This window comes from Flammeovirgaceae bacterium SG7u.111, assembly GCA_034044135.1.
Lineage (GTDB): Bacteria > Bacteroidota > Bacteroidia > Cytophagales > Flammeovirgaceae.
The window spans coordinates 4,214,798-4,231,512 of the sequence record CP139021.1 but is presented as its reverse complement, the minus strand read 5'-3'; the positions used below and the strand labels follow the sequence as shown (position 1 = coordinate 4,231,512).

16 protein-coding genes are annotated in these 16,715 nt (G+C 38.9%); 13 read left to right on the top strand and 3 right to left on the bottom strand.

Annotated elements, in window-relative coordinates:
* Nucleotides 1–63 precede the first annotated feature (63 nt).
* Complete coding sequence (locus tag R9C00_16565) at nt 64–2,388, bottom strand: helix-turn-helix domain-containing protein (GenBank protein ID WPO33316.1); 2,325 nt, start codon at nt 2,386–2,388, stop codon at nt 64–66.
* A gap of 1,040 nt (nt 2,389–3,428) precedes the next feature.
* Between R9C00_16565 and R9C00_16560 the strand changes: the two genes are divergently transcribed.
* The 10 genes from R9C00_16560 to R9C00_16515 all read left to right on the top strand — a co-directional run bounded on the left by R9C00_16560 (nt 3,429) and on the right by R9C00_16515 (nt 12,790).
* Nucleotides 3,429–5,462, top strand: a complete 2,034-nt coding sequence (locus R9C00_16560) for a hypothetical protein (protein WPO33315.1) — start codon at nt 3,429–3,431, stop codon at nt 5,460–5,462.
* A gap of 136 nt (nt 5,463–5,598) precedes the next feature.
* Entirely contained in the window at nt 5,599–5,973 is a 375-nt protein-coding gene (locus tag R9C00_16555; protein WPO33314.1) for a hypothetical protein, read from the top strand.
* A 2-nt stretch (nt 5,974–5,975) separates the two neighbouring features.
* Entirely contained in the window at nt 5,976–6,332 is a 357-nt protein-coding gene (locus R9C00_16550) for a hypothetical protein (GenBank protein WPO33313.1), read from the top strand.
* 641 nt (nt 6,333–6,973) lie between these two features.
* Nucleotides 6,974–7,225: a hypothetical protein gene (locus R9C00_16545; protein ID WPO33312.1), complete on the top strand. Its 252-nt coding sequence runs from the start codon at nt 6,974–6,976 to the stop codon at nt 7,223–7,225.
* 64 nt (nt 7,226–7,289) lie between these two features.
* Nucleotides 7,290–8,663, top strand: coding sequence for a S41 family peptidase (locus R9C00_16540; protein ID WPO33311.1), 1,374 nt, complete (start codon nt 7,290–7,292; stop codon nt 8,661–8,663).
* Nucleotides 8,656–9,726 carry a histidine kinase gene (locus R9C00_16535; GenBank protein ID WPO33310.1) on the top strand — a complete coding sequence of 357 codons (1,071 nt, stop codon included), beginning with the start codon at nt 8,656–8,658 and terminating at the stop codon, nt 9,724–9,726. Before R9C00_16540 ends, R9C00_16535 begins: the two co-directional genes overlap by 8 nt.
* Nucleotides 9,716–10,402: a response regulator transcription factor gene (locus tag R9C00_16530; protein ID WPO33309.1), complete on the top strand. Its 687-nt coding sequence runs from the start codon at nt 9,716–9,718 to the stop codon at nt 10,400–10,402. The genes R9C00_16535 and R9C00_16530 overlap by 11 nt, the downstream gene beginning before the upstream one ends.
* Nucleotides 10,403–10,568: 166 nt before the next feature.
* Nucleotides 10,569–11,171, top strand: a complete 603-nt coding sequence (locus R9C00_16525; GenBank protein WPO33308.1) for a TetR/AcrR family transcriptional regulator — start codon at nt 10,569–10,571, stop codon at nt 11,169–11,171.
* Between the two features lie 51 nt (nt 11,172–11,222).
* Nucleotides 11,223–12,029, top strand: coding sequence for a haloacid dehalogenase type II (locus R9C00_16520; GenBank protein WPO33307.1), 807 nt, complete (start codon nt 11,223–11,225; stop codon nt 12,027–12,029).
* A gap of 23 nt (nt 12,030–12,052) precedes the next feature.
* Nucleotides 12,053–12,790 carry an SDR family oxidoreductase gene (locus R9C00_16515; protein WPO33306.1) on the top strand — a complete coding sequence of 246 codons (738 nt, stop codon included), beginning with the start codon at nt 12,053–12,055 and terminating at the stop codon, nt 12,788–12,790.
* A gap of 329 nt (nt 12,791–13,119) precedes the next feature.
* Here R9C00_16515 and R9C00_16510 read toward each other — a convergent pair whose 3' ends face one another.
* Nucleotides 13,120–13,500 (bottom strand): transcriptional repressor, encoded by a 381-nt coding sequence (locus R9C00_16510; protein ID WPO33305.1) that lies wholly within the window; start codon nt 13,498–13,500, stop codon nt 13,120–13,122.
* 67 nt (nt 13,501–13,567) lie between these two features.
* Between R9C00_16510 and R9C00_16505 the strand changes: the two genes are divergently transcribed.
* The 3 genes from R9C00_16505 to R9C00_16495 are packed head-to-tail and all read left to right on the top strand — an operon-like array spanning nt 13,568 to nt 15,448.
* Nucleotides 13,568–14,590 carry an NAD(P)/FAD-dependent oxidoreductase gene (locus R9C00_16505; protein ID WPO33304.1) on the top strand — a complete coding sequence of 341 codons (1,023 nt, stop codon included), beginning with the start codon at nt 13,568–13,570 and terminating at the stop codon, nt 14,588–14,590.
* 1 nt (nt 14,591) lies between these two features.
* On the top strand, nt 14,592–14,837 hold the full coding sequence (locus R9C00_16500) for a hypothetical protein (GenBank protein ID WPO33303.1): 246 nt from the start codon (nt 14,592–14,594) through the stop codon (nt 14,835–14,837).
* 2 nt (nt 14,838–14,839) lie between these two features.
* Nucleotides 14,840–15,448, top strand: coding sequence for a class I SAM-dependent methyltransferase (locus tag R9C00_16495; protein WPO33302.1), 609 nt, complete (start codon nt 14,840–14,842; stop codon nt 15,446–15,448).
* Between the two features lie 268 nt (nt 15,449–15,716).
* Here the strand turns inward: R9C00_16495 and R9C00_16490 are convergent, their stop codons facing one another.
* The gene (locus tag R9C00_16490) at nt 15,717–16,445 is read right to left on the bottom strand and encodes a hypothetical protein (GenBank protein WPO33301.1); all 729 of its coding nucleotides are present in this window, start codon (nt 16,443–16,445) and stop codon (nt 15,717–15,719) included.
* Between the last annotated feature and the right edge of the window lie 270 nt (nt 16,446–16,715).

The window sequence follows — 16,715 nt, the reverse complement described above, 5'->3', positions numbered from 1 at the left end:
AAAAAAAGTTTGGCTTTTTTTCATCCTTCCAAGTTTTTTGTTCCACCTTAGAAGGTAGAAGTTCTATTTTATGCTCTTCAAAAACTGCTTTGGCGTAAGCCCCGTTTCCTTTTTAAAGTAAGTATTGAACACAGTTTTGGAATTGAAGCCGCTTTCGTAAGCCAAGCCCATTAAGGTGATATGTGATTTTTTCGGATCTTGGGAAAGCTTTTTGAACTCTTCTACTCGGTACGAATTAATGAACTCGTTGAAGTTTTTCCCCATATTCTCATTGAGCAACCACGAAAGTTGGTTGGGGTGGATATCGATCTGTTCCGCCAAGGTTCGGAGGGTCAGAAAGGGGTCGAGGTAGGGCTTTTCCTCTACCAAATGTGCTAATAAACGTTTCGTAAAGAGCTCGGTTGTTTCCTCGTCCAAAAGTGCTTTTTTCTTCTTGGAAGTACTTTCAAAAAGCTCTTTTGGGAAAATAAGTTGCTGGTATTTGTCATGCCTCAGGTCGGATTTCAACGAGTCTACCAAAGGGTCGGCAAAGTGGAAAAGTAGAAAGGAAGAATTGTTTTCGATGGATTGTTCAATCCACTCAAAAGCCTTCTCGTGCGCCCCCGTGAGGGCATACATCATAAAAAGGAAAGAATGGGCCCTGAAACCTTCGGGAGTCTTCGCTTCTTCCTCCAAAATGGAGAGGTATCTCTCTGTATTTTCCTTGTCCCCCATTACCGCATAAGCCAGAGCCGTTGAACCTAATTTGTCCCCTTCCACTACAATCTCGGGCGGAAGCTTCTCAAAATAGCCCAACACATCGTTGGGGCGGTTGAGCTTGAGCAGGCAGTAACATTTCACCGAATGTGCAGGGATGTTTCTCGGGTTTTGGGCTAAGCATTTGTCAAAATATTCGAGCGAAGTAGCGTATTCTTCTGCTATGTAATGGTAATAGCCATTGTAAAAGAGCGTTTCGGGCGAAAGTGGATCTATGCTCATTACCAATTCCAATTGCTTTCTGCCCAACTCTTTCTTTCCTGCAATGATGTACAAAAACAAAAGAAAGTGTTGAGCTTCAATATAATTAGGCTGTAGCTTTGCGGCCTTCATAGCCAGCTCCAAGCTTTCCTTGTAGTCACAAGAAATAAAGAAAGCGTAGTTGGCAAGTTGGTAATATGCATCAGGTGATTGTTCATTTATACCCAGTGCTTTTTTGGCGAGGGTCGCCGCCTTTTCCCAAGCTTCCACATAAGGTAAAAAGCCTGTAGTAGCCAAAAAACCGTAACAATCGGCAAGTCCTGCCAAGGACTCGGCATGTGATGGATCAAGCTCCAGTGCTTTTTCGTAAAAGCCCATGGCTGTTTTTGCGTCTTCTGGGTTCCATTTGTTGTAATGATATTTTCCTTTCAGGAAATCATCGTACGCCGCTATGCTGTCGGTCTGCTTTTCCACCAAATGGTCTTCTATTTCGAAGTGCCCAAAATGCTCGCGAAGCTTATCGGCTATGAGTAGGCTTATTTCATCCTGTACCTCAAAAATATTTTCTAATTTCCTGTCCCAAGTTTCCGACCAAAAATGGAAATCGTCCGCGGCTTGGATGAGCTGTGCCGTAATCCGGACCATGTCGCCAGCCCTACGCACGCTTCCTTCCAACACCACCGCTACGCCCAGTTCCGCAGCTATTTCTGTAATAGGAATATTCTTGTTTTTGAAGAAAAACGAAGAAGTGCGGGAAGTAACTTTCAGGCTATTGATCTTCGCCAGTGCATTGATGATCTCCTCCGTAATCCCATCGCTAAAGTACTCGTTTTCCTCGCTGGTGCTCATGTTTACGAAGGGCAACACGGCAATGGTCTTGCCAGGCTCTTGCTTGCCTTTCAGCTCCGTAGGCTGGGGCACAGCCATTCCTTCGCTGGAAACTGCAAAGATTTCAATAGGTTGCTCAACGTTTTTGAGGTTGAAACTCCCCAAGGAGACTGTGGAAATATCGGTTTGGTTTTTTAGCTCATCGTTCAGCTTTCCCGATAGTAAAATCCCCCCAGCAATGCCCATGCTTTCCACACGTGCGGCAAGGTTCACCCCGTCGCCAAAAACCTCCGTTTCGTTGAACACGATATCGCCCATGTGCAAGCCAATTCGGAGGGGAATAACCTCGCCTTCTTGCAGCAATTTTTGAACAGCAATAGCACATTTTACAGCCTCCAAGGCACTTTTGAATATGCTCAACGTCCCATCGCCATAATACTGGATGATGTTTCCATTGTGCAGCCCATGTTGCTCTTGGAACACCTCTCGGTGCTTTTCCCGCATACGGATGGCGCGCGCTTCATCCCCTTGCATCAGGGCCGTGTAGCCCACTATGTCGGTAAACATTACTGCGGCAAGTTGGCGTGTTTTCTTTCCTTCCATGGGGTGTTGAGGTATCTTGTTAAATGAACGCTCTACAAAACTAACAGCTTTGGGAGAAGGACAGTGGGTTTTTTCGAAGTTATGCCTTAGCAAAGGCTCTTTTACCCAATTTCATCTAGGATATTTGGCGTATAAGCCTTACTGTCCCTATTTCAATCACTTGTAAGCCCATTTGTTGAAATACCACCAAAGGAAATTTGGAATAAGTCTTGATCAAACGAAGGAAACTAATGTTTGAAGAGCCTGCAAGCATGATCAAAGACAATAAACAGGCATTTCAACACAGGATTTGCTCATTTCAACGGCTTTTGGGGTAAAATTTTCGATAATATTTGGTGCACACCTCTCAGGAGACCTGTTTGAAGGCTTAGTAGTTTGGTTTCAAGTCCCAGCACCAAAGGATATTTGGTAGGAACGAGATACAGGAAATAGTATTCGGAAATCAAAAGTTGGGAGGCTTTTTCAACTGACTTTTTTGCTTGCAACAAAAAGCACATGAATTTTTTCAAAAGTCTACTTCTTACATTACATACGAAGGGAGTAAGAGCAAAAAGAAAGGTTCTGTATTGCTTTTACTGCGTAATTTGTTGGTCAATATCTCTTCAAGCCCGTACTCACAGTGTCTTCCAAGACCTACCTACCGAATAGAAAGCCGACGACCAAATACCAATAGCATAATAAACACATGGAAAAACTAGGTATTAGTCCTGCTGTGAAGACGTAATCCTATTGCCGAAACAATGCACTAGTTCTGACTTTAATAACCGTTAGATTAAACGTTTAACTAACGTATAACCTTACGGTTATTTTTGTTTGTAAAACCGACTTTTTGTATATTCAATAAAGAGAAAGGATGGAAAGACAAAGAAACGTCCAATAATGTCCTCTTGAGGAATAAAAGCTTATTTTTTTAGAATAATTTAAGCTTCCTACCCAAAAACCAACTCTTCTACACTATATTTAAAGGGATAAGTATAATGGAAATAAAAGGAATTGTCCTTTTATACAAATGTTGTGGAGCATAAGCCCAGAAAAAAATCATGAACAATAGAATAAAAAGTTTATTTGCAGTTTGCATGTTCTTAACTCTTGGAGTACTCAACTCATGTAATGACGATGAGGAACCTGTTATTTTACCTACTCTGGCAACATTGGGGGCCAATAACGTAATGCAAACCTCTGCATCTTCTGGTGGATTAATTTCAGATGATGGTGGTGGCTTGATCATCGAACGCGGAATTTGCTGGAGTACCTCACAAAATCCAACAATCGATCTATCTACCAAATCGAGTGATGGAGAAGGCGGTGGGAGTTTTACAAGTCAACTCACGAACCTAACAGCTGGAACTACATATTTTATCAGAGCCTACGCGACAAATAGTGCTGGAACGGCTTATGGAAATGAGGTTTCATTTGAAACTCTACCACCAGATACCGAAGGAATTGTTGCAACCTTAGAGATAAGTAACATAACAGCTACTTCGGCAACAACTGGTGGTTTAATATCGGACGATGGAGGTGCTGAGATTACCGCAAGGGGCGTTTGTTGGGATACTAACTCAAATCCTACGATTGAACTTACGACCAAATCCTCTGACGGCAATGGAATCGGTAGCTACACAAGTCAGCTAACTGAATTAATCACCGGTACTACCTACTATATAAGAGCTTATGCCACAAATAGTGTAGGAACTTCATACGGAAATGAAATCAGTTTTACGACCAATGATTCGATACCAGAATTAACAACAACAGAAATTTCTAGTATCACTTTTAACAGTGCTAAGTCTGGTGGCTCAATATCACATGATGGAGGAGATGACATTCAATCTAGAGGAGTAGTTTGGAACACATTTGAAAACCCAAATATTAGTAATAGTGCTTTTACGGAAGATGGAACTGGTACAGGCGAATTTGAAAGTAATATCACAAGCTTAGAACCAGGGACATTATACTATCTTAGATCATATGCATCTAACTCCGTAGGGATTGCTTATGGTAATCAAGTAAGCTTTGAAACTGAAATCACTCTACCCGATTTGACTACTAATGGCGCAACCTCGATATCATCAACAACGGCCAAAGTTCAAGCGGTTATCAATAGTGACGGAGGTGATGCCATAATCGAATCTGGCATTTGCTACAGTTTGGAACCAGAACCTGATTTTGACGATGTTAAGATTGTTAATGAAAGTGGTCAAAGCAGTTTTTCTTTTACTTTAGAAAATTTGGAATTGGGAACAACGTACTACGTGAGATCATTTGCAACCAGTAATGCTGGCACAGCATTTGGAAATGAAATCAGCTTTACTACCCATGATTTTCCTAAAATCTCAACAATTGCAGCATCACAAGTAACTAAATTTTCAATCACATCAGGTGGTGAAATTCTTTCAGATGGTGGGACAACTATCTTTAACAGTGGACTAATTTGGGATACAAATCCTAATCCTTCTGTTGATTTGGATACAAGGATTGAAAGTAATGTTTCAAATGGAAATTTTGCCGAGACTATACATGCTTTATCACCATCTACAACCTATTATTTAAGGTCATATGCTACCAATAGCGTTGGGACAACCTATGGTGAAGAATTATCAGTAACTACTAATGCTACTGATGAAGGACTCGTGATCGGTCAAGAGTATGCTGGAGGAATTATTTTCTACTTAGATGCAAGTGGAGAGAGTGGCATTGTAGTCACAACAGAAGATCAAGCATCTGTGGCTTGGGGATGCCGAGATAAATTTATTTCAGGAACTTCAACTACCGTTGGATCTGGACAATCAAATACAAATTCGATTCTTGATCAATGCAGCGAAACCGGTGCTGCTAAGGTTTGTGCTGATTTAACTTTCAACAGATATGAAGATTGGTATTTACCCTCGAAAGATGAATTAAACTTGATTTTTGAAAACTTATACTTGAATGGTATCGGACAGTTCAACAACATTTATCGAACCTCTTCAGAATATGATGGAAATAGCGCATGGACTCAGCAATTTTCTGATGGATTTCAATATAACCTTTGGAAACCTAGTGTTGTCGGAGTAAGGGCAGTGCGATCATTCTAAACGCTCCACAACAGACACTAAAATGAATATGCGAACAGAGCCTTTTGATATGACAATGCGAAACGGAAACTTCGGTGCTTCTAGCAACTGTGACGCATACTCATTTTAGTTGGTCGTTATGTTCAATTAAATACAGATGAGCAGATTTAAAAATATAGATGAAAAACTTGAAAAGCTATCTGCTAAGCTTGGTGCTAAACTGACGAAAGACAGACCAGGTTATCCTGAGACTCTCCGAACCTTTGAAGAACGAAGAATTGACTGGATAGACGAAGATATTTTTAAAGCAATAATCATTCAACCAACTTTTGAAAGTAAAGGAGTTAATCAAAAGATTTGGAATTTAATCAATATTGCTTGGTGTGATTTTAATGACAAAGGACACCGTCCACAATGGATAAGTAATCTGATAGATAAACAGAACTTTGAAATAATAGAAACTAATATTGATAGTCTGCTAAGAGAGTCCGAAAGTAATTTAGTTTCGATTAAACAAAGAGACTTAAAATAGAAATGATTAACCTTCAAACTAATATAATTATTACTGAATTATCCGCTTGGATGGATGGCGGGTCTGTGACAATAAAATGTCAAAACTCTTCAGGTGAGGAATTCGAGATTGAATTTGTCCAAAATGTAATATGGGATTGGTATGAAGGACATAAAATACCGGGTCGGATTTACTTTAATAATGAATTAGTTGAACAAAGGTCGGGTTTAGAAGAGGAAATAATTCAATTGTTAAGCAAAGCGGAATTCAAAGAAAAAGAGCCTTATGATCGACAACTGTTGAATGAAAAGATTGATTATACTAATTCAGAGAAATATATAGAAGACCAAAGTAAAAACAAATTAATAAAAAGAACATAACACTATGTAAAATGCATTAAAACGCATTTTACACCAACCGTTAGCTACAATATGGTACGGAATCTTCCTTCTTTAATAAACTAGGAAGCTTAACGAAAATGAAAGAAGTGAGACACGAACAGCCACATATTATTATAGAATCTAACTCTAATAAAGAAATTGTAATCGGGATAGATGATTGTGAATTGTTCGATTTAATTGAGGAATACTCAATTAAATATACATATAAGTCACAGCCAACTGAAGCTAGATATTATAAAATACATTTCATAAATAAATATCGATTCGAAACACTGCTGAGAGCTATAAAAAGAATTGATAGAAATGAGATTGAAAGGGTTTATCAATTGAACAATTAATACCTCCATTTCAATAAATTGCTGTTAGCCTTCCCCACAGTCCAACCAATACATAGCGTTTTCAATCCGATAACTCCTTCAGCTATATTTTCTCCTCAGCCCTAGGTAGTAATACGTTTTTTACCCAATCAACCTCAGGCGCTACCCCTTTTCTTCTTACCCCCAAACCCCTTGTTCGTCTGCGGGAATGCCTTGTATATCTACGGTCTCCCCGTGCCATGCTCTTTTCCTTTACTATTGTATCAGGATTTGAATAAGTAATTACACCAAAAGGGTAACACGATGATGAACAAGAACAAGATAAACTTACTAATCGCCTTTCTTGGCTTTCTTTTTATCTCAGGTTTTTTTGGGAATACGGCTATTAAAACAAAGATAGTGCTGGGAGATATGTATATTTTCCAAAGTGAAATACCCCAACAAGAGCCTGCTTTGGTGGAAGGCTTCCTTCAGTTTGGAGATCAGCATTATTTTCAAGTTTCCAAAGAATTCGAGAGCTTAAAAAAGGCGAGCGTGAAGCAATTAGAAGAATAGCTTCTCAAGAGTAGGGATAAAATTAAGGCTTTAAAAAAAACAGAAAATATAACACACTATAATTATGAATTTCAATAGAAGATTAGTTCAAAAAAAGGTAGCATTAGGTAAGGTTGTCTTTGTTTTATGGAGCATGCTTATCCTTGCCTCCCCTAGCTTTGCCCAGTCGGCCGACGCAAGTGTATTGATAAAAGGGATCAAAACGGCGATGGTAGACCACTACATCTTTTTGGACAAGGCAAAGGAGACCAACGAGCACTTAGATAAGTTGCTGAATGAAGGCTTTTTCGATTCGTATAAAACACCTGAAGAACTGGCATCTGCACTGACAGAACAGATGCGGGCGATTACGAAAGACATGCACGTGAGTGTTTCTCCACCTCGGATACAGCCTGTTGAAAAAGGACCTCAACAGCCTTTTGTAGAGAGGCTGGCGAGGTATTATACGCCTATGATCAATGAGGTAAAGTATTATGAGCAAAATATCGGGTATTTAGATATGCGGTTTTTTGGAGGAGGGGAAGAGGGTATTGCCAGCTTGGACGAAGCCATGAAACAGTTTCAAAATGCGGATGCCTTAATTATTGATTTGCGCAAGAATGGGGGAGGGAGCATAAGGACTGTCCAGTATTTCTGTAGCTACTTTTTTGACCAGGAGTTTTTGCTGAACAAGATCTATACCAGAGCGACCGACCATACCGAAGAGCTAATGGTACTGGACGTAAAAGGGATTAAAAGACCGAAGGTGCCGGTGTTAGTTCTTACCAGCAGCAGGACTTTCTCTGGCGCAGAAGATTTCTCTTATACGTTACAGAGCCGGAAGCGGGCAACTATTATTGGTGAGGTGACTAGGGGAGGAGCTCATCCGGTTAGGGGGCATAATTTAGAAGGTGGCTTTAGGGTGAGGGTTCCGTATGCCCGTAGCATCAATCCTGTAACCAACTCGAACTGGGAAGGAACTGGTGTAATTCCGGATGTAGAAACCTCCGAAGAGGAAGCCTTGGAAAAAGCACTTGCCATGGCAATGGATAGCGCCGCAGCTTACAAAAAAGCACTTTTTGCCCCGCTGGAAACTACGCTAGATAACTTTGGGACAGAGGCTTCAACTGAGAAAAAACAGGAGGTTTTTAACTTGTTAGAAAGCTTGGTGAAAGCTGGTGCGCTTACGGAAAGAGATATCAATGTGCTTGGTTATCATACCCTTTCAGGTGAAAAGCCAATGGCAGCCTTAGCTGTTTTTGAAAGCAATACCTTATTGTTTCCAACTTCTGCCAATGCCTATGATAGCTATGCAGAAGCGCTGGCTGGAAATGGCTTTAAAGAGTTGGCTTTGGAAAATTATACTGAAGCGGTGTCGGTTGCCAAAGAGCAAGAGGACTACAACTTGGAAGCATTTGAACGAAATTTAGCTAATTTCAAAAAGAAACTAAATGAGTAGAGGCAAGAACATATTAATGAAAATAAGAGGTTGGTTGTCGGATAAAAATGTATTAAACCATTTGGTTTTTTGGGCAATTATGTACCTCTATTACATAAGTTCCAACTGGGTGTATTATGCAGATAAGTTGAGCTTGGTGGAGAAATTTGCTTGGAAAATGGGCGTACAAATCCAGCTGTCGTACTTTATAGTGTATGTGCTTATACCCAAGGTACTGAACAAAGGGCGCAAGGTGCTGTTCGCTGGTAGCGTATTGCTTTCTATCTACGCCACTTTCTTTGTATACACCTTGGTGAGGTATTTTATTTTCGACCCAAGGTACCCTGGTGTGTATAAGAAGTTCGACTTGTCAGAGCAGTTGGTGGATTTCAACCTCTACCTCAACGACCTTACCTGGTTTATATTCCCAACCATTATTTTGGTAGCTATACAGTACTACAAGCACCAAAAAGAAGTGGTTACATTGAGGGAGCAGAAAAAAACAACGGAGTTGAACCTTTTAAAAAATCAGCTGAACCCACATTTTTTATTCAATACGCTGAATAGCTTGTATGTGCTCTCGCTCAAGAAGTCGGATAGGACTCCTGAGGTGATCGGGAAGCTTTCAGCTATTTTGGATTACATGCTCTACCATTGCAGTGATGCTTTTGTGCCACTTACTGGTGAGATTACCCTGCTCAATAATTACCTTGCGCTGGAAGATGTTCGTTATGGCAAGCGGTTAAAAGTAGACTTCGATTACACCATTGGGAAAAACATCAAAATAGCCCCATTGCTCATGCTTACACTGGTAGAAAATGCTTTTAAACATGGTGTGAAAGAAGAAGCCAATCAGGCTGCGCTTGACATAAAACTTCGCGCAACAGCTAATGAGATTGTGTTTGAATTGGAAAATACAAAGCCGGCAAGCACTGGTGCTTCTGCAAAGCCTTCTGGTGCCATTGGTCTGCAAAATATTCGGAAGCAACTTGCTATCCTTTATCCAAACAAACATACTTTTGAAGTAAAAGACAGCCCCAAATCTTTCCTCGTAACATTAAAATTAGTTCCAAATGCGATATAAATGCCTTATAGTTGATGACGAAGAACTGGCCCGTGAACTGATAGAAACCCACTTGTCCCACTTGGAGGATTTTGAATTGGTAGCTAGTTGTGGAAATGCCATCGATGCACTTAAAATTTTGCAAAATGAACAAATCGATCTCATTTTTTTGGACATAGAAATGCCCGTGTTAAAAGGAACTGATTTTTTGAAAAGCCTTTCCAATCCTCCCAAGGTTGTTTTCACCACGGCTTTCCGCAATTATGCGGTGGAAGGCTTTGAGCTTAGCGCAGTCGACTATCTACTAAAGCCCATCATATTCGAAAGGTTCATTGCGGCTATCGAAAAGTTTAGGGAAGGTGCAAAAAAGACAATGGCCGAGGGGAAGGAAAAGAAAGAGCATGTGTTCGTGCAGAGCAACAAGAAAAATATAAAGATCAAGCTTGACGAAATCTTGTATGTGGAAAGCTTAAAGGACTACATCAAAATCCATTTTGCTTCCGATGAGCTGATGTTTAAATGTAGCTTAACTTCCTTCGAAGAACTATTGGACAATCACTTTTTGAGGGTACATCGCTCCTTTATTGTCAACATTGATAAGGTAACTGCCTTCACCAAACACGATATAGAAATTGGGTCAAACGAAATTCCAATAGGGGAGTCTTACAAGATTTTTGTACTGGATAAGTTTGGGTGAGGGGATTGGGCGTATCTTGCTAAATAAACGCTCGACAAATCTAACAGCTTTGGAGGAAGAGAAGGTTTTCGATACCTGATTTTTTTTGTGAAGCTCCTCTACCTAAGATAAGTACGCAAATGTAACAAAAACATACTACTTGTATTTTTTTGTATTATGTTTGCGTATGAAACAAGACTTGAAATCGGAATTCACTAGGCAACTTATTGTAAATAAGGCATTTGACTTGTTTTACGAGAACGGTTATAAAACAACAAGTATCGATAAAATTATGAGAGCTACTACTATGAGTAAGGGAGCTTTCTATCATCATTATAAAAATAAAAAAGAATTAGGCCTAGAAGTTATCAGCCAAAAAGTTAAAAGAAGGGTTGTAGAAGGAATGGTTTTGCCATTGGCAGAAAAGGGAGATGCGTTTCACATATTAGAGCATGTATTTATAAATCGTTTGAAAGCATTTCCTTTTTATGATAAGCAACATGGGTGTCCTATGAATAATTTAATTAATGAGATTGGAGGAGATGAAATAGCCTATCAAAGTGCCTTGAAAGGCATTATAGAACAATGGAAGGCGACCTTGATCCAATTAATTGAGAGAGGAAAAAAGGAAGGTTCAATTAAAAAGGAGATCTCAAGCACAGCAGTTGCCGTTTATTTGATTAGTGCATTTGAAGGGATTAGGGGTATCAGAAAGCTTTATACTACTGATTCTATTTTAGAAGAATATATTTCAGGGTTATCCTTGTATCTCTTACAAATCAAAAAATAATTTTTTGATTTAAAACATACCAATAAGAATGTTTTTAACAATCGATTTTCCATGAAAAATAAAAGACGAGATTTTATTAAACGTACGCCGCTTCTGGCTTTAGGTGGTACTTTATTTCCGGCAATGGGTACTGCTGCTTCTAAAGAAAGTAAAACAACTAAAACTGAAAATATGAGACCAAAAGTATTATTCTTTGATGTAAATGAAACTTTACTGGATTTAACGACCATGAAAGACAGTGTAGGAAAGGCATTGGGTGATAGAAGTGACTTATTGCCCTTATGGTTTACAACAATGCTCCAATATTCGCTCGTATCGACCGTGGGGCGGCAGTACAATGATTTTGGGGTTATTGGATCGGCTGCTTTGCAGATGGTAGCGGCGAACCATAATATTTCATTATCAGAAACTGAAGCTAAAGAAGCAATTCTCGGCCCTATTCGTTCTTTACCAGCTCACTCAGAGGTAAAAGGCGCATTAAAAGATTTAAGAAATGCAGGCTATAAGTTAGTTTCTTTTACCAATTCCTCAAATATAGGGGTAGAGACACAATTTAAAAATGCTGGTTTGACGGACTATTTTGATGAGCGGTTAAGTGTAGAAGATATAGGCAAGTTTAAACCTCACACGGATGCTTATGACTGGGCAGCAAGAAAAATGGGTGTAAAACCAAATGAATGTCTGCTAGTAGCTGCGCACGGATGGGATATTGCAGGCGCATTATGGGCGAACTGGCGAGCTGCATTTGTAGGCAGGCCAGGTGCTCAATTGTACCCACTTGCTCCAAGACCTGAAATCAATGAGGCAAATTTGAAACTAGTAGCAAACCAGCTGATTGAATTAAAACCAGCTGATTGAATTAAAATAAACTGATGATAAAAATGAAGACACTAGAAAATAAAGTGGTCATAGTTACAGGCTCTTCAAAAGGAATAGGAAAAGAAGTTGCTATACTTTTGGCAAAACATGGTGCAAGCATAGTAGTTAATCATTCCAACAGTCCCAAAGAAGCAGCGGTTACGGTAGCTGAAATTATTGGGAATGGAGGGAATGCCATTGAGGTGAAAGCAGATGTTAGTAAGAAGAATGAAGTGGCATATTTATTTGATCGGGGGATTGAGGCATTTGGTGAAATTAATGTTTTGATAAATAATGCAGGAACCTTAATCTCAAAGACAATAAAAGATAGCACCCAAGACGACTTCACAAAACAATTTGAAGTCAATGTAAGGGGTACTTTTAATACATTGCAGGAAGCTGACAACAGGTTGGCAGACAATGGAAACATTATTAATTTTTCATCGAGTACCGTGAAGTTAATGTTTCCCACTTATGCTATTTATTCGGCGACAAAAGCGGCTGTAGAACAGATGACAAGGGTGTTTTCAAAAGAAATTGGGAGAGGCATTTCTGTTAACGCCATTGCTCCTGGGGCTACTGAAACAGAATTGTTCTTAACTGGCAAATCCCAAGAACAAATTGATAAACTGAGTGCGATGAATGCCTTTAACCGGTTGGCAAAACCAACTGATATAGCAAAAGTGGTTTTATTTTTAGCTAGTGATGATTCTAAATGGATTTCTGGTCAGGTTATAGGGGCAAATGGGGCTTTGATATAATTCAAAACTTTTTGCTTACAAGGCAAAAAGTAGTTTAAGAGGTTGGTTATTAACTCTGAAATCGAATTACGAATAAGAGTATATAGACAGTCAAAACTTATATTTTTTAGATGGAGAAGGAGTTCATCAAATTGCACAAATAGATAGCTTTGATATTGGTCTTTCTTCAGTCCAACTCCTTGGTCTGACAAAACATTTCTTCTAGGCTGGATGAATTCACCGTTGCCTGTAAGCTTGGGCAGCGGTGTGTTTTCCTGTACTTAGAAAGAAGTTAAAGCATCGGATCATAACTGCTTTTTTCTCAGCTCATGTTAGCTACATGAACAAGCTTAAGCCTGCAAACAGTCATTACAGGTTCCAGTCAGAACACAATTTGCATTTTGAACTTCGTAACCTTTAGGAACTGAATACCTAACAGGGATTTGCAGGCATTCAATCGTATCACACGACAAGCAACGAAAATGAAAGTGGTATTGAGCTACTTTGGAGTTCTCACATTTTTTGCAAATGGCAAAATACTGTTTGCCATCTTCCGCAACAATTTTATGGACGATATTGTCCTCACAAAATCTATTCAATACCCTGTATATAGTAGCTCTATTTATTTTAATATCAAGTTGTCTTTCAATAGCGTCTTGACTTAGTGCCTTTTTTGAAGTTGAAAGCAAATTTAGTACAGCTTCTTTTGTAGGTGTATTTCTTCTATTCATATCTTATTGCGAATTTATTGCAATAGTACAAAAAGAATGTATCTTTGCCAAAACATTTATTGCGACAATGTCGCATTATAAATCTGTAATGACAAGAAGAAAAATAATAAAGCTATTAGGAATGCTGGGGTTGGTATTTACATTACCAAGACCTTTATCACTCATTGCTCAAAAAAATAACAAAATGGACAAAAAAGAATTTGAAGTAATAATAATAGGCGGAAGTTATGCAGGTCTTTCAGCAGCACTGACTTTGGGTCGTTCGCTCAGGAAGACATTAATAATAGATGCAGGAAAGCCTTGCAATCGGCAAACACCACATTCTCATAATTTTTTAACCCAAGACGGAAGTACACCAAAAGAAATTTCTGAAATTGCTAAAAGTCAAGTTTCTGAATATGACACTATCAAATTTTATGACGGACTTGCTGTTGGTGGAAAGAAAATAAAGGAGGGTTTTGAGATTAGTACTTCAAGTAGAGATGTTTTTACGGCAAAGAAATTAGTTTTTTCTGCAGGGGTTAAAGACCTAATGCCAGATATAAAAGGCTTTTCCGAATGTTGGGGGATTTCAGTAGTACATTGTCCTTATTGCCACGGTTACGAAATTAGAAGTAAAAAAACAGCCATAATTGCCAATGGAGAAAGGGCGTTTCACCTTGCTTCTTTAGTGAATAATTTGACCGAAGAAATTACAATCCTCACTTCGGGAACAAAGGACTTTGAAGAAAATCAACTCGAAAGTTTGAAACAGCACAATATTCAAATCATTGAGAAAGAAATTTTAGCTGTTGAACACAAAAATGGGCAATTAGAAAAAATTGTTTTCAAAGATGGTAGCACAAAAATTTTTGAATGCGCATATACTTCAATTCCGTTCGAACAAAATTCTAATATACCAACAGAATTAGGTTGTAAACTTACAAAACATGGACACATTGAAGTGGATTTTATGCAAAAAACCACAGTAGAAGGGATTTTTGCTTGTGGCGATAATAGCTCTATGATGCGTTCGGTATCCCTTGCGGTTTCGAGTGGCACCATTGCTGGTGCGATGATAAATAATGAACTTACACAAGAAAGTTTTTAATATGGTTGAAGTATTTATTACCAATATAAAACCTGAAATTCTCTCGAAAGAAATGCTGCGCTTTTTGGAAAACGAACATCCAAATCTAAAAATCAATTTCGACTTGGAAGATTTTAATGAACCTTATCCTTGTGGGCATTCCATTTTAAGAATTGAGGGCAAAATAATTGATACAAATTCCTTTGTGCAACAGCTTAAGAACAAAGGAATTGAATGTGAACTTTTGGAAGATAAAATTTGCGTATAGTTATGGCAGAATTTTGGGAAACAGCATTTAATAATAAAAAAGAAATGTGGGGAATGAAACCTGCACAATCAGCTTTGCTCACACTCGACTTTTTTGTAGAAAAGGGAATTGACGATATTCTAATTCCAGGAATTGGATACGGACGAAATGCTCAACCTTTTATTGAAAACAGAATAAAAATCACCGGTATTGAGATTTCAAAGACTGCCATTGAACTTGCAAGAAGACATTTCGGAACTGAAATGACCATTTATCACGGTTCTGTTGCCGAAATGCCTTTTGATAATAGAAAATATGACGGGATTTTTTGTTATGCTTTAATTCATTTGTTAGATATTGAAGAAAGAAAAAAGCTAATCCGAGATTGCTACAACCAATTGAGCGAAAACGGGTTTATGGTTTTTACTGCCATAACCAAAGAAGCGTCAAATTTTGCAAAAGGCGAACTTATTAGTAAAGACCGGTATGAATTTCATAAAGGAGCTAAAATCTTCTTCTACGACCAAGAGTCCGTCAAAACCGAATTTGAAGAATTTGGGCTTTTTGAAATCACGGATGTCGATGAAAATCAGCCTATGTATCTGATTAAATGCAATAAAAATACTGTGTGATAAATTTCGGCAACAAGCCGCAAATTCAATGAAGAAAAACGTTGTAACCTGTTCTTGCAAAAAGCTAATCGAAATTTGAATATATCATTGTTGATTTTTGCTTTCTTTTGGATAGGTACTTAATCTGACTAAAGACGCCAGTCATCAACAGTATATAACCGAAATTACAATAAACCTGCATCCTCCTTGAGCCGATATTTCTTGCAGAAAAAAATCTCTTCCTAAGAAGTATTTTCTTAGGAAGAGATTACGGCTATTTATAGTAGAACTACATCTTCTTCTCAGCCCTTGGGAGCAATACATGTTTTACCCAATCAAACTCAGGAGCTACTTTGAGTACTTTTTGGTAGGTTTCCACCGCTTTTTTTGCTTCGTTGGCTTCAGAGTAACTTTGGCCCAACCAAGCATTTGCATGCAACAGTAGCCAGTTGTTTTCTAAGCTTGCACCTTGGTTTTCAAATAGCTCAATGGATTTTAAGAAATTTTCCCTTGCCACTTTTTTGTCACCTCCCCACATGTCTGGTGTATTGAAAGCGGAGATAGCGTTCATCAAGCGGACAACGGGATTATTAGGAGCAGTTTGCATAGCTTCGGAGAGTAAGTTGTTGCTTTTTCCTCCCAAAAACATGCCTTTCATTGGGCTATACGCTATTTTGAACCCGTAAATTCCAGCGAGCAAAGCTTTGGCTTCGGCATTGTTTTTATCTGCTTCCAAAATCGTTTTGGCATTGTCCACCGCTGCGTCCGACTCGTCATCGAAAAGGTCTTCGTCCATTTTGGCAAAGGTAGAGTTGAGCAAGCCGTATTGGAGCTTGAGCAGTTCCAGCTTCTGCTCAGTTGTTTTTACTTTGCTCTTCTTTAGTTCTTTTACCAATGTATGGAAATTGTTGGGCTCTCCTTTCACATAAGCCTCGTAGGCTTTTACTCCTGTAATTTGGGCAAAAACTTGGCTTCCAAAAGCAATTACTAGTACAATGATGACACTTAGGTTTTTCATGGCGTTTGGGATTTGTTGCGATTTTTGATTTGATTTACGATACAATGAAAGCGTCTTTTGCCCCATTATCAAACTCTATTTGACGAGCGATACCTTGCAATTGACTAGATGCAAAAAACTCTATTTGAGGTCATTGGATTACTTTTTTGTGATGAGTAAAACAGGATATCACTTGCCAGCGCCCTTTGGTCAACTGGGAGCTGCAGTTGACCTTTTACATTCGTTTCTAAAACCGAAATGACCTATCTTGGATGGGTTGATCAAGCTCGT